Genomic DNA, 14,828 nt, shown 5'->3' on the forward strand with positions numbered 1-14,828 from the left:
TTTGAATAAATTATTTACATATATATTTATACTATTTTGTTGCAATACTTTTGCAAATGAAAATATTATTGACTATACACTAAAAAGTAAAAAGATAAATACTAAAACTGTTGTTAATGCTGACAATAAAAATCTAACTAACAAATCATTTTCTATAAAAAATATTGCAGCTGAAAACATAGATATTGTATTTGAACTTTCTGTAGAAAATATTGAATACATCATCATTTATTTTCAAAATAACAGTTACGAAAAAACAGATACCTTTAGAAAAAATACAAAAATTTCTGACAGAAAATTTTATGATAGAGATGTTGTTTTTGAATATACATTGCCAAAAAACTCAACAGCAAATGTACAAATTGACATACTAAACACAAAACCAAATGTTATTAATGATATTTTTGTTTGGAATAAATTTGAGAAAATAAACAGCACACAAACACTAGAGATAAGCAAAGGTGTTTTTTATGGAATTATGTTTCTATTCATTGTCTTCTGTTTTATTTTGTTTAGATTGATAAAAGAAAAAAACTATTTATGGTTCTTTATTTTTTTACTATTTGGCACAATGTATTTACTCATCAAACAAAACATTGCCTATGAATTTTTATGGTCGAAATATCCAGAAATTGATACATTTATAAAGAAGATAATCTTAGTAAGCTACCTTATTATTACACTAAATTTCTTAAGATTATTTATAGTACGAAGAATACCAAATTTTATTTTAAATAAATACATAAAAATTATTTTATATGTTGGTATCATCATAATTCTTGTTACATTAAGTATTGGTTTTTTCTCTGATTTTGTAAAAGAATTGCTCGCAATATTTCAGTACATCTACATAGTAATTTGCGTTATATGCTTCATTGTTTCATTCATTATATCCTATTTAAAATTTGAACAGAAAACAATGTTTTATTTCATACTAAGTTTCTTCATATCTTTTTCATTCTTTTTATTTTATCCAGTTCCAAGTACAAGTAAATATATAACTGGTATCAATTTCAAGCAAATATTTACGTACTCAAATGCATTCTTAATTGCATTTGTAGTAAGTGGCACTATTTTGCTACGTGTATTGCAAATTATAAAATCTAACAAGCAAATGAAACAGCAAGTTAGTTTATTGCATGCACAAAAAAACTTTGCTGCAATCACAGCACAAATGAATGAAAAAAAACGTGTTGGAAAAGAGCTTCACGATGGCATTGGCATATTAATGGCAACTACCAAAATGAAATTATCTTCCATAAAAACTGAAAATATTGAAGAACAAAAAAAGATAAAAGAAATGCTATTGCAAATTGATAATACAACACAAAAAATAAGAAAGTATTCGCATAATTTATTACCACCAACTTTAGAAAAGTTTGGATTAGAAACAGCAAACAATGATATTATTGAGCAATACAACAACCATCATCAAAATAAAATAAAATATTTAGCAGAAATAAATACAAAACTCAATGAAGTATCTAAATACATTATTTATGATATTATGAATAATCTTATTAAATACTTTTCTACAACTAATAATTACAATATCGAAATTAATATCAAAGAAATTTCTGACAATAAAAATCAAATTATAAGTATAACATATTCTGGTAATACTATAAATACAAATAACATTTATATTATTAATGTTATTAAAATAATAGAATTACTACACGGCAATTTACATCAAGAATTAATCAACACTTTCACACACTACCTACAATTAGAAATTCCAATTCAAGAAATTGAATAACTATTTTGATTTAAGAAAAATACTATACTTTTTTACATTGTACTGAGCAGTATATATACCAAATGTTTTTGAACAATAATAAGCAACACCACAAACCAACAACAAATAAGGAAAATGAGTAAAACCAAACAATTCTGCGCCCATTATTGCGCAAGCAAATGGTGCATTGGTTGATGCAGCAAACACAGCAACAAAACCCATTGCTGCCAAAACATCAAAAGGCAATGGTAAAAATAAAGCACAAGCATTGCCTAATGTTGCGCCAATAAAAAACAATGGTGTTACTTCGCCACCTTTGAATCCAACAGACAAAGTAAAACTTGTAAATAATATTTTGAGTAAAAAATCATAATAGTTTACTGGTTCTAAAAATGATTTTTGTATCGTTTCGATACCTAAGCCTAAATATGTTGTATTCTTAGAAACAAGCACAATTATTAATAAAATAATGCCGCCAACAAATGTACGCAATGGTGCGTATGCAATAAATTTGTAAAATATTTCTTGAAACAAAACTCCAAACTGAATAAATAAAATTGCAACCAAAGCAGCAATCAATCCAAATAAAAAAACATATACATAATCAATACTAAAATAATTAAAACTACTTTTGATAATATAATGTGTATGGTGAATACCATAGGCACTACAAACAAAATCAGCAAGAAAAGCAACTACAAAACTAGATACAACAAAATACCATTTTGGTTTAATTGTTTTAATATATACTAATTCTATTGCAAAAATTGCAGCAGCAATTGGCGTACCAAACACAGCAGCAAAACCTGCGCTAATTCCTAATAAAATCAACAATCTTCGTTCATCATCATTCAATTTATATTTCAAAGAAAATTGATCTGAAATAGCCACGCCCATTTGTATTGCAGTGCCTTCTCTTCCAGCAGAGCCACCAAATAAATGTGTCAAAATTGTTGTTATATAAATCATTGGTGCCATCAAGAATGGAATTGTCTTTTGGGGTTGATAATATTCTTCAATAACTAAATTATTTCCTGTAATAATTTCTCTTCCAAAATAATGATATAACAATCCAATTATCAATCCAGCAAATGGTAAAAAATAAATGATGTTAAAATGTTGAATTCTATAGCTTGTAACAATATCTAATGTGTACAAAAATAAAGCTGAGACACTACCTACTGCAATTCCAACGATTGCAATAACAGCACACCATTTTAATATACATTTTAATTCAATATTTTTAGTAAGTACTTTCAAACTAAGTTTGCAAATATACTATCTAAATATTTATATTCACTTTAGAAGTTATTCTTTCATTTTGAATAACAGCGTACCAGCTTCTACAAATTGTTTATCTACAACATATACTTCTTCTACTTCACTATCTGTGTGTGCTTCTATGGTGTTTTCCATTTTCATAGAAATCATTTTCAATAATGCATCACCAGCTTTTACTTGGTCACCAACTTTTACCAATACAGTTGTCACTTCGCCAGGCATTGGTGCTACATAGCCACCTTTCACTACATCAGCTTCAATACTCGGAAATCTATCAACAGTTGCAAGTACAATTTGACCTAATGTAGCTGAAGAAATATAATATTTATTATCAACAATAGAATAGTTGTATTTTCTTCTGATACCATCAATTTCTAAAACAACTTCATTACTATTATTTTTATGAATAAACTTAGAACTAAATTTTTTGTCTGCGAATGATATTTCTAAACAATCAACTTTATTAATATATTCAACTAGAAACTCAAAACCTTGATAAGCATATTTTTCTTGTTGTGCTTGATAAAAATTATTTCTCCAACCAGCAGGTACACCTTGTGCAACCTTGCGTTCTTCCAAACGATTTAAAAATCTAATATGCTGTACAGCACAAGTCAAGTTATCTAATACTCCTTGTGTATATTGTTCGCCTTTGTATTGAAATATATTATCTAAAAAGTGCGTATCAAAATTTCCATTTTGAAAATCTGAGTTTTCTAAAATGGCTGACAAGAAATTTTTATTTGTTGTAAATCCAGTACAAACTGTTTCTTTCAATGCCAAATTTAGTTTTGCAATTGCTTCTGCTCTGTTTTTTCCTTTTGCAATAATTTTAGCAATCATTGGGTCGTAGAAAGTTGAAATCTCTGAGCCACTTTCTATACCAGCATCATATCTAATACCATCAATATTTGCTGGTTTCCAATCTACAATAGTGCCTGAAACTGGCAAGAAATTATTTGCTGGATCTTCTGCATATAAACGTACTTCAATTGCGTGTCCATTTTGTTTAATATCATCTTGCTTAAAAGGAATTGCATTGCCTTCAGCAACTTCTATTTGCAATCTTACTAAATCTAATCCAATTACTTCTTCAGTTACTGGATGCTCAACTTGCAATCTTGTATTTACTTCTAAAAAATAAAATGATTGGTCTGGAGCAACAATAAATTCTACTGTTCCAGCATTATCATAATTAATTGCCTTACAAGCTAAAATTGCAGCTTCGCCCATTTTTTGTCTTGTAGCTTCAGTTATAAATGGCGATGGACTTTCTTCTACAACTTTTTGATATCTACGTTGAATACTGCATTCACGCTCGAATAAATGCAATGCATTACCATGTTTATCACCAAAAATCTGAAATTCTACATGTCTTGATGTATCAAAATATTTTTCTATCAAAAGTGTATCATCACCAAAACCTGATTTTGCTTCTGATTTTGCTTCATTAATTGCCTTATCTAATTCGCTTTCTTTTCGTACAATGCGCATACCTTTTCCACCACCACCAGCACTTGCTTTTAGTAAAACTGGAAATCCTATTTCTATTGCTTTTTGCTTAATAGTTGCTTCGCTTTGGTCTTCGCCTTGATAGCCAGGAATTGTTGGTACATTGTTAGCTTGCATAATATTTTTTGCACCAATTTTGCTTCCCATTTTTTCTATTGCATTAGGATTTGGACCAACCCAAACAATACCTTCATCTATACAACGTTGTGCAAAATGTTCTTTCTCCGATAAAAAACCATAGCCTGGATGTATGGCATTTGCTCCAGTTTGTTTTGCTGCAGCAATAATTTTATCTACTAATAAATAAGATTCTGCTGGTTGTTTGCCACCAATACGCACAGCTTCATCAGCAAATTTTACAAACATAGCATGCTCATCAGCATCAGAAAATACAGCAACTGTAGAAATGCCCATCATTCTACATGTTTTAAAAATTCTGATGGCAATTTCTCCTCTATTGGCTACTAATAGTTTTGTTATTTTTTGAGTTGTCATATTTAGTATTATTTTTTCAAAATCCAAGCCCAAAGCATTTCAGCTTTTACCACTTCTGTTCCTGTTTCATCAGTTACTTTTACTGCAACTAGCAATTCTCCTTTATCCGAGTTTTTTATTGTATCAATTTGTTCGTTGCTAAGTGTAGCCACAGCAGTTTGTGCGCCTTTGCTTCTTTTGATATAATCTATTTTCATACTTTTCATCAAAGGCAATTTATTGTCAGGAATATTTACACCAACAATAATTCCTGTTGCCGTTTCTGCCAAAAGTGCTGTTGCAATTGCATGTATTTGTCCAATATGGTTTCTTACTTTAGTCATATTGTCCAACGAAGCTACCAATTCATTCGAAGATATTTTATTAAATTGTACACCAGATGTACCTACATATTTTACAGTATTACCTAAGATAAAACTGATTGCTTTCATTTTTAATGGTTCTGGTAAGAAATTAAGTGAGTTTAATGTTTTGGATAATTTATTCATGTTACGTATTTCAAATTATTATTCAAAGAAAATTAATACGCAATATAAAAACAAAATCATATTCAAACAAACGTTTGGTTATATTTTTAAGCACATTCAACAATATAAATTGTATTGTTAGTATTTTAGAAAAAAAACTACATTTCTAATACCTAATTTTATACTATGCAAGTCTACCAAGATTTTTTAAGACATATATTAGAAAAAGGAACAAAGAAAGAAGATAGAACAGGAACAGGCACAGTTAGTGTTTTTGGTTACCAAATGCGTTTTAATTTGAATGATGGTTTTCCATTAGTTACTACAAAAAAACTGCATCTAAAATCTATTGTACAAGAGCTTTTATGGTTCATTGCTGGCGATACAAATATAGAATATTTATGTAAAAATGGCGTGAATATTTGGAATGATTGGCCATATCAGAAATATAAAAACAGCAATGATTTTGTTGGAGAAGACATGAAACAATTTGCTCAGAAAATTGCAAATGACCATGACTTTGCAATAAAATATGGAGAATTGGGACCTGTGTATGGCAAACAATGGCGCCACTGGAAAGATGAAAATGGTATTGAAATAGATCAACTTTCCAACTTAATAGAACAAATAAAACGAAATCCAGATTCTAGAAGATTGATAATAAGTGCTTGGAATGTTGCTGAAATAGAACAAATGACATTGCCACCATGCCACTCATTATTTCAATTTTATGTAATAGATAATAAGCTAAGTTGCCAATTGTACCAAAGAAGTGCAGATGCATTTTTGGGTGTACCATTCAATATTGCATCATATGCGTTACTTACAATGATGGTAGCACAAGTATGTAATTTAGAACTTGGAGATTTTGTGCATAGTTTTGGCGATGCACATATATATATCAATCATATAGAACAAGTTGAGCTACAACTCAGCAGAACACCATATGCTTTGCCAAGCATAAAAATCAATCCGAATGTAACTTCTATATTTGATTTTAAATATGATGATTTTGAGTTAATTAACTATCAATCTCATCCACATATCAAAGGCGAAGTAGCTGTATAGATAAATAGGTAAAATAAAGTTATCTTATTTTAATATTCTGAGATAAAAGATTATTTTTGTGCTTCAATTATGAATATGAGGAAGTATTTTGTTTTATATCGTTTTTATGCAAGCATTTTTAGTGTTAGGTATTGGAATTTTAATTCATATTTTCGTACACAAAAGGTGGACAATGGGCATGGATTTTTTATGTTTTTTGGTTTAGGTACTATTCTTTGGGATATTTTTATTGAATAATGATGTATTTACAAAAACTTGTAACTGATGGAGATGTAGATGGTGCAAAAGAAATATTGAATAGTATAAAATTTCCAAATCTTTTAATAAAACCAGTTAGACAAGGCTACTACATGTTGAAATCAAATTTCGATATGGCAAGTCAAAACTTAGATGAGGCTGAAGCAAATATTAGAAAAAGTTTAGCCAATAAAAGTAGCTTAGTACCACAACAAGAAGGTGCTTCATATTTACAATTAGGTTCTATTGCCATGCAAAAAGGCGATTACAAAGAAGCTCTAAAAAATATTAAAATAGCTTTGCAAAAAGGGTTGCCTGATGATGACAACAAAGCTACTGCATACTTACAATTATGCTCATTATACGCACAAAGAAGAGAAATAAAAGTTGCTAAAGAATATCTTAGAAGAGCCAATGCACTAAAGATAAAAAGTGACGAAATAAAGAAACAACTCAAAGAAGTGAATAAACAATTAGCTAGAGCTTAATTAATTATATGAAATATACGTCAATAGATAATACATTATTTATAGAAAATAGAAAGCAGTTTGCTAAAGAATTAGCACCAAATTCTATTGCCATATTATTTTCAAATGATGAGATGCCACGTAGTGCAGACCAAGCATTTCCTTTCAGACAAAATCCAGATTTATTTTGGTTGAGTGGAATAGACCAAGAGCAAACTATACTTATAATTTTTCCTGATTGTCCGAATAAAGTTTATACAGAGGCACTATTCATCAGAAAAACAAATGAGCATATTGCAGTTTGGGAAGGACATAAATATACAATTGACGAAGCAAGAAAAGCATCTGGAATACAAAATATTTTTTGGGCAAATAGCTTTGAAGCTGTTTTACCTTCTCTCCTTTCCTATTGTGATAATGTGTATGTTAATATCAATGAGAATGATAGAGCAAACAACCATGTACCATACAAAGACATACGTTTTGCAAACGAAATAAAACAACAATATCCAGCACATAGCTTGAAAAGATTAGGACCAATAATGGCAAAACTTAGAGCTGTAAAACATTCTATCGAAGTTGATATCATTAAACAAGCATGCAACATCACACGTGATGCTTTCATTAGAACATTAAAGCTTGTACAAGCTGGTGTTTATGAATATGAAATAGAAGCAGAAATTATTCATGAATTTATTAGACAAAGAGCAACAGGACATGCATATTCGCCAATTATTGCATCAGGAAAAAATTCTTGTGTGCTACATTATGTAGACAACAACCAAATGTGCAAAGATGGCGATGTAGTTTTGATGGATTTTGGTGCTGAATATGCTAACTATGCTGCTGATATGACACGAACAATTCCTGTAAATGGAAAATTCTCTGCAAGACAGAAAGATGTCTATAACGCAGTTTTGCATGTCATGAAACAAGCAAAAACCATTTTGAAACCTGGCGTGACATTAGCTGACTACAACTTAGAAGTAGGCAAAATAATGGAAGAAGAGTTAATAAAATTAGGTTTATTAAACAAAGAAGAAGTTGCTAAACAAGACGAAAAAAATCCATTATATAAAAAATATTTCATGCATGGTACATCACACTTTTTAGGCATCGATGTACATGATATTGGCAATAGATATGCACCAATGCAAGTTGGCAATGTATTTACATGCGAACCAGGCATTTACATACCAGAAGAAAACATTGGAATAAGAATTGAAAATGATATTTACATTGGCGAAAATGGAAATATAGATTTGATGGCAGATATTCCAATTGAAGTAGAAGAAATTGAAAGCATTATGCAATCAGGAAAATAATCTATTTCTTATTTTCGTCTACCAAAGTATTGCTAATTTTCTTTAAATCTATTTCTGCAATTTTAGATGTGTATCTTGCTTCAATTACATTAAACAATGCATCTTCATAGCTGCTTTGTGCTTGTCGTATTTCAACAGAATTTGCCTGATTTAATCTATATTTTTCTAAAGTAATATCTAAATTTTCCTTAGCATCTGCAATATTTTTTTCATTTAATTCAAGTACACTCAATGCATAATTAAAATTATTGTATGCCGCAATAATTTGTGCATTTAGGTTATGCTTAGTTTGTTCAAAACTTATTTGTTTTGTAGCAATATTTACTGATGATGCTTCTAATTGTTTTTTCACAACACCACCAGTAAAAATTGGAATAGTTGCATTTACACCAATTGTCGGCCCATAAGTTCTATTAAAAATTTGGAAACCAGCTTTGCTATTATTCTGTGCATAATTGTATCCTGTATTCAAATTTATTAATGGCAATCGTTGTGATTTTATTTCTTTATGTTGATATTTTGCAATTTCAATGTCTTTGTTCAACATTTGTAAATCCAAATTATTGATGCTAAATGTATCAAGTATATTTTGCAACACAAAGTTTTTATTAATATCAATATCATTAATTACATCAAAATCGATACTATTATCTCTACCTATTAGATTGTTTAACGTGATTTTTTGTTGTTGTAGATTTGTTTCTTGTTTTAGAATATTTATTTTTTGATTATTAAAATCTACTTTAGCTTGTAATAAAGGTGTTTTATCAGCATAACCAACATTGAATTTTTTGTCAGAAAGTGATATTCGTTCTTCCGATATTTTTAATGATTCATACAATGCTTTGATGTTTTGTTTTTGTTGTACAATATCAAAATATGCTTTCAATACATTGGCAATTGTATTTTGTATTTGATTTTTTAATTGTAGTTCACCCAAAGATGCTAATGCATTTAATCTATCTTTGGTTGCAAACATTTTTAAACCATCAAATATTGTCCAATTTAGATTTAATGCTGCATTAAAATTATTAACAGGAATCCAATTATTCTTTATTTCTTCGCCGCTTGCAAATCTTTGATTGATATTGTTTAGATTAAAAACATCTCCAGTCGTAATATTAATTTTAGGCAACATACCAGCAGTAGCTTTATTATTATAAATATTCTGTACTTCAGCATCATTTTTTGCAATTATTATATCAAAGCTTTTTTCTAATGCAAATGCAACGGCTTCTTCTGGCTGAAGAATTGATTGAGCATTTATAGAATAAATATTCAATACAATAAATAATAATACATATATTTTATTCATCTTTTTTATTTTTTAGTTCTTGACATAAATGTGTACATAGCTGGAATTACAAATAATGTAAGAATCAACGAAAACATAATACCACCAATAATTACAATTCCTAATGAGATACGACTTGTAGAACCTGCACCAAATGCCACTGCAATTGGCAAAGCACCTAATGCCATAGTTAAACTTGTCATTAAAATTGGGCGCAACCTCATTGCTGCTGCACTTACAGCTGCTTCTGCTTTACTCATTCCTAATTTGCGTTGATGGTTGGCAAACTCTACAATTAAAATTCCATTTTTGGTCACCAAACCTATGAGCATTATTATTCCAATCTGACTAAAAATATTTAATGTTTGGTTGAAAATCCAAAGAGAAAGCATTGCACCAGCAATAGCTAATGGTACTGTAATCATGATGATAAGTGGATCTATAAAACTCTCAAACTGTGCAGCTAATACTAAGAATACTAATACCAAAGCTAATATTAGTGCAAATGATGTATTGGATGAGCTTTCTTCAAAATCTCTCGAAGTGCCTGATAATGCAGTAGAAAACGAGTCATCTAAAACTAATTTGGCAATTCGTCTCATTTCTTCAATTCCATCACCAACTGTTTTTCCTGGCGCTAATCCTGAAGAAACAGTGGCAGATTTATATCTATCATAATGATACCTTTGTGGTGGCTTAGCAACTTCTACCATTGTTATAATATTATCTAAAGAAATTAAAGTACCTTGATTATTTTTTACAAAAATATTTTTCAGATCATCAGGATTGTTGCGTTGGTCATATAAACTTTGTCCAATAATTTGGTATTGTTTTCCATCTTTCAGAAAATAGCCAAAACGTCTCCCACTCATTGTAAATTGTAGTGTTTGTGCTATATCTTGTACAGAAATACCTAATGCAGTTGCCTTATCCTTATCAATAATAATTTCTAATTCTGGTTTATTAAATTTAAGATTCACATCATAACCAAGAAATACTGGACTTTTTGAGACTTCATCCATAAATTTTGGTATTGCCTCTTTTAGTTTTTCAAAATCGAATGTTTTAATTACAAATTGTATAGGCATACCAAATCTTGCTGAACCAACAGAAATTGTTTGTTCTTGTATAACAAATGCCTTGCCTGTGTTATAGTTTGAGAAATTTCTATTTAAATACAATGCAACTTCATCTTGAGATTTTGTTCTATCTTCTTTCTCTTTTAAACGTATACGCATAAATGCTGTATTGGCAGCACCAGAGCCAGCAAATGATGGCGATGTAACACTCAGTGTCATTCTTTGTTCTGGTACAGAATCTAAAATAAATTGAGTAATATCGTCTACATAATTTTGCATTAATGGATATGATGTACCTTCAGGTGCTGTAACAGAAATTCTAAATGCTCCTCTATCTTCCATTGGTGCCAATTCAGATTGTAATGTTTTTCCAATAAAATATATTGTTGCAAAACATACTATGATGATAATGAAAGACACCCATCTTATGTTCATAAAAGATTCTAGCAAATTTTTATATGTGCTATCCATTGCATTAAAGAATGGTTCTGATTTTTTATAAAACCAAGTATGTTCATTATTTTTTCTGGCTACTAATACGTTTAATACTGGCGTAAGAGTAAGTGATACAAATGCAGAAATTAATACAGCACCAGCAACTACAATACCAAACTCTTTAAACAAGCTACCAACAAAACCTTCCATAAATACTATTGGAATAAATACTATGGCAATGGTAATTGATGTTGAAATAACAGCAAAGAATATTTCCTCAGAACCTTCTATTGCTGCTTGAAATCTTGGAATTCCTTTTTCAATTTTCTTAAATATATTTTCAGTAACAACAATACCATCATCAACCACCAACCCAGTTGCTAATACAATTGCTAATAATGTAAGTACATTAATAGTAAATCCAAAAACATACATAATAAAAAATGCACCTAACAAGGATACTGGAATATCTATTAATGGTCTTACTGCAATTATCCAATCTCTAAAAAATAAATATATTATTATAACAACTAAAACAATTGCAATGAGCAATGTTTCTTTTACTTCTTCTATTGATTTTTTTACAAATACAGTATTATCTAATGCAATATTTAATTTAATATCCTTAGGTACTTCTTTTTTTATTTCTTCCATTCTTTTATAGAACTCATCAGATATATTGATATAATTGGCACCTGGTTGTGGCACTATGGCTAATGCAACCATGGCAACTGCACTTTCTTTTAGGCTTGTTTCAAAATTTTCTGTACCTAAAACACTGTATCCAATATCTTTTAATCTTACTTTTTGGCCATCAGTATCTTTGATAATCATATCATCAAATTCTGTTGTTGTATTTAATCTTCCTAAAGAGTTTACGGTAATTTCTGTAGTAGAGCCTACAATTTTTCCAGAAGGTAATTCTACATTATTAGCATTTAAAGCATTTTGAATATCGATTGCGGTAATTTGATATGCTGCCAGTTTTATTGGGTCAAACCAAAGGCGCATAGCATAATTTTTTTGTCCCCAAATTTGTACAGTACTTACATCTGGTATTGTTTGTAGTCTTTGTTGTAATACATTTACAGCATAATCTGTAAGTTCTAACACACTTTTGGTTTCGCTTTGTACAGTCATAGAAATGATAGCGTCTGAATTGGCATCTGCTTTTGAAACAACTGGAGCAGCATCAATATCTTGTGGTAACAGTCTTACTGCTTGAGAAACTTTATCTCTTACATCATTTGCTGCCGTTTCTAAATCAGCAGATAATTCAAATTCTACTGTAATATTAGAAGAACCTTGATTACTTGCTGATGATATAGTACGAATGCCTTGTACGCCATTGATCGCATTTTCTAATGGTTCTGTAATTTGAGATTCAATAATATCTGCATTCGCACCAGTATAGTTTGTACGAACAGTAATAACTGGTGGGTCAATAGCTGGATATTCTCTTACGCCTAAAAATTTATATCCAATAATTCCAAATAGAACTATCATGACATTCATTACAATTGCAAATACTGGACGTCTTAAACTTAGTGATGGTAATCCCATAAAATAGTTATTATTTTATTTGTCTATGAATTATTTATTTTATGATAGATTTTGATGTAACTTCTTTGATTTTTACTTGCATATTTGGTTTTGCTTGTAATAAACCAGTTGTAAGTATTGTATCGCCTATGCTTATGCCATTTAATACTTGTACTTCACTTTCAGATCTGAATCCAATTTCTATATTTACAAATTTTACTTTTCCGCTATCAGTTACAACAACCTTGGTAGCTTTGTCATCAGGAATTACTGTATTGCTTGGAATCATGATAGTATTAGGCATTTCTTTTAATACTATCTTGGCTTTTATATATGCACCTGGAAATACTTTTGAAGTATTCGATTGTATCAATGCTCTTACTTTTAAATTTCTTGTATTTTCGCTGATGAATGGTTCTATAGCTATTACTTTTGCTTTAAAAATATCATCACTACTGGCTGTTTGACATTGTAGCATATCTCCTATTTGTATAAGACTGGAATATTTTTCTGGTACAAAAACATCAACTTTTAGTTGTGATGTATTTTGCAAACTTACTATTTGCGTTGATGGAGAAACATATGCACCTAAACTAATATTTCTCAGTCCTAATTTTCCTGAAAATGGTGCTCTTAATTCAGTTTTGTCAATTTGTACTTGCAACAATTGTAGATCAGCATCAATATTATTTAGATTATTTTCTGCGGCATCGTATTCCGCTTGCGATACACCTTTTATATTAATAAGTTCCTTTAGCCTTGTTAAATTAGTTTGTGCAATTTTTTGCTGAGTTTTTAGTTTAGCAGCTTGTGCTTTCAAATCTGCATCATTAATTTTTAGTAACAAAGTTCCTTTAGACACAATGGCACCTTCTTTAATATTTAGATATGTAACTCTACCTGAAGCCTCTGGTTGCAAAACAACTTCATCTTGTGCCAATACATTACCATTAACTGTAATTTCGTTATTTAACTTAGAATACTCAGCTACAAAACCATTGGCTATTAGAGTAGGTGACCCACCTTTTCCCATTGGTGCATTCTTTGCTTCCATCTCTTTGTTTTTGGAAATTTTTACATATGCCAAGATTGCCACAATGATTAATGTTATTAGTAAAAATATAATACTTGATTTCTTCATAAATATTAGTTATTTTTTATAGATTGGATAAATCTTTTAATGCTATTGATGTATACTTTTTCTGCTGATTCATTGCCTGATTTAATTTTATTCACCATTCTGATGGCAATAAATCCGTGAATAATAGCAATGTAATTATCACAAAGTTCTAAACTATATGTTTTTGACTTCTTTGCTTTAGTATTTATTTCTATGAATGAATTTATATAGAACTCAACTATATGAATTGGTAAATTGTCTTTTATTGGGCAAACGGCGCCTTGTAAATTATACATCAACTGATATATTTCTGAATTTTTTAGTGCAAATTTCCACCATGCTGATGCATATTCAATTAATCTATTTTCATGATTAGATGTCTTTGAATTAATTTTCTCAAATGTTAGTTTCATTTGTTGAAGACCATCATAACGTATATTTTCTAATATTTTCTCTTTACTTTCAAAGTATTGATAAATAACTGGTGCTGTATAATCTATTTCATCACATATTTTTCTGATTGTCAGATTTTGCCAACCATCTTTTGCTGCAATATTTCTTGCAGTAGATAGTATATGCTGTTGCATTTCTATACGTTCTTTTATCCTTCTTTCAGAAACTGACATTTTTATAACTAAGTTATATTTTATAACAAAGTTACAATTTATAGTAAATTAAAAAATTGTTTTATGTCAATAAATCATATAATAAACGTTATTTATGCTTAACATTATTTTTTATTATTTAATAATCTACTATTCTATCATT

At 29.5% G+C, this 14,828-nt stretch carries 11 protein-coding genes; 4 read left to right on the top strand and 7 right to left on the bottom strand.

Going from position 1 to position 14,828, the window contains the following annotated elements; all coding sequences use genetic code 11:
* Position 1: 1 nt before the first annotated feature.
* Complete coding sequence (locus tag IPK18_01160; GenBank protein QQR98176.1) at positions 2–1,759, top strand: hypothetical protein; 1,758 nt, start codon at positions 2–4, stop codon at positions 1,757–1,759.
* On the opposite strand, the gene IPK18_01165 is transcribed toward IPK18_01160, so the two are convergent.
* From IPK18_01165 to IPK18_01175, 3 genes are read right to left on the bottom strand one after another with little or no spacing between them, the layout of a single operon-like run.
* Complete coding sequence (locus tag IPK18_01165) at positions 1,760–2,998, bottom strand: chloride channel protein (protein ID QQR98177.1); 1,239 nt, start codon at positions 2,996–2,998, stop codon at positions 1,760–1,762.
* A 48-nt stretch (positions 2,999–3,046) separates the two neighbouring features.
* Positions 3,047–5,026 (bottom strand): acetyl-CoA carboxylase biotin carboxylase subunit, encoded by a 1,980-nt coding sequence (locus tag IPK18_01170; GenBank protein ID QQR98178.1) that lies wholly within the window; start codon positions 5,024–5,026, stop codon positions 3,047–3,049.
* An 8-nt stretch (positions 5,027–5,034) separates the two neighbouring features.
* On the bottom strand, positions 5,035–5,514 hold the full coding sequence (locus IPK18_01175; GenBank protein QQR98179.1) for a DUF4442 domain-containing protein: 480 nt from the start codon (positions 5,512–5,514) through the stop codon (positions 5,035–5,037).
* 165 nt (positions 5,515–5,679) lie between these two features.
* On the opposite strand from IPK18_01175, the gene thyA reads away from it, so the two are divergent.
* The 3 genes from thyA (at position 5,680) to IPK18_01190 (ending at position 8,590) form a co-directional block, all read left to right on the top strand.
* The gene (gene thyA / locus IPK18_01180) at positions 5,680–6,561 is read left to right on the top strand and encodes a thymidylate synthase (protein QQR98180.1); all 882 of its coding nucleotides are present in this window, start codon (positions 5,680–5,682) and stop codon (positions 6,559–6,561) included.
* A 236-nt stretch (positions 6,562–6,797) separates the two neighbouring features.
* Positions 6,798–7,286: a hypothetical protein gene (locus IPK18_01185; protein ID QQR98181.1), complete on the top strand. Its 489-nt coding sequence runs from the start codon at positions 6,798–6,800 to the stop codon at positions 7,284–7,286.
* Between the two features lie 8 nt (positions 7,287–7,294).
* Positions 7,295–8,590: an aminopeptidase P N-terminal domain-containing protein gene (locus IPK18_01190; protein ID QQR98182.1), complete on the top strand. Its 1,296-nt coding sequence runs from the start codon at positions 7,295–7,297 to the stop codon at positions 8,588–8,590.
* Between the two features lies 1 nt (position 8,591).
* On the opposite strand, the gene IPK18_01195 is transcribed toward IPK18_01190, so the two are convergent.
* Genes IPK18_01195 through IPK18_01210 form a run of 4 tightly spaced genes read right to left on the bottom strand, consistent with a single transcriptional unit; the run spans position 8,592 to position 14,686 of the window.
* Positions 8,592–9,905, bottom strand: a complete 1,314-nt coding sequence (locus IPK18_01195; GenBank protein ID QQR98183.1) for a TolC family protein — start codon at positions 9,903–9,905, stop codon at positions 8,592–8,594.
* A 5-nt stretch (positions 9,906–9,910) separates the two neighbouring features.
* Positions 9,911–12,961, bottom strand: coding sequence for an efflux RND transporter permease subunit (locus IPK18_01200; GenBank protein QQR98184.1), 3,051 nt, complete (start codon positions 12,959–12,961; stop codon positions 9,911–9,913).
* Between the two features lie 34 nt (positions 12,962–12,995).
* Entirely contained in the window at positions 12,996–14,081 is a 1,086-nt protein-coding gene (locus IPK18_01205; GenBank protein ID QQR98185.1) for an efflux RND transporter periplasmic adaptor subunit, read from the bottom strand.
* Positions 14,082–14,086: 5 nt separating this feature from the next.
* A complete protein-coding gene (locus tag IPK18_01210) occupies positions 14,087–14,686 on the bottom strand; it encodes a TetR/AcrR family transcriptional regulator (protein QQR98186.1) in 600 nt (199 codons plus the stop codon).
* Between the last annotated feature and the right edge of the window lie 142 nt (positions 14,687–14,828).

The sequence above is a fragment of the Sphingobacteriales bacterium genome (genome assembly GCA_016699615.1).
Classification (GTDB): domain Bacteria; phylum Bacteroidota; class Bacteroidia; order Chitinophagales; family JADIYW01; genus JADJSS01.

Excerpts from the sequence above, each read along its gene's own strand:
- IPK18_01170 (QQR98178.1), bottom strand. The coding sequence starts at position 5,026 with ATGACAACTCAAAAAATAACAAAACTATTAGTAGCCAATAGAGGAGAA.
- IPK18_01175 (QQR98179.1), bottom strand. The coding sequence starts at position 5,514 with ATGAATAAATTATCCAAAACATTAAACTCACTTAATTTCTTACCAGAA.
- thyA (QQR98180.1), top strand. The coding sequence starts at position 5,680 with ATGCAAGTCTACCAAGATTTTTTAAGACATATATTAGAAAAAGGAACA.
- IPK18_01185 (QQR98181.1), top strand. The coding sequence starts at position 6,798 with ATGATGTATTTACAAAAACTTGTAACTGATGGAGATGTAGATGGTGCA.
- IPK18_01190 (QQR98182.1), top strand. The coding sequence starts at position 7,295 with ATGAAATATACGTCAATAGATAATACATTATTTATAGAAAATAGAAAG.
- IPK18_01195 (QQR98183.1), bottom strand. The coding sequence starts at position 9,905 with ATGAATAAAATATATGTATTATTATTTATTGTATTGAATATTTATTCT.
- IPK18_01200 (QQR98184.1), bottom strand. The coding sequence starts at position 12,961 with ATGGGATTACCATCACTAAGTTTAAGACGTCCAGTATTTGCAATTGTA.
- IPK18_01205 (QQR98185.1), bottom strand. The coding sequence starts at position 14,081 with ATGAAGAAATCAAGTATTATATTTTTACTAATAACATTAATCATTGTG.
- IPK18_01210 (QQR98186.1), bottom strand. The coding sequence starts at position 14,686 with ATGTCAGTTTCTGAAAGAAGGATAAAAGAACGTATAGAAATGCAACAG.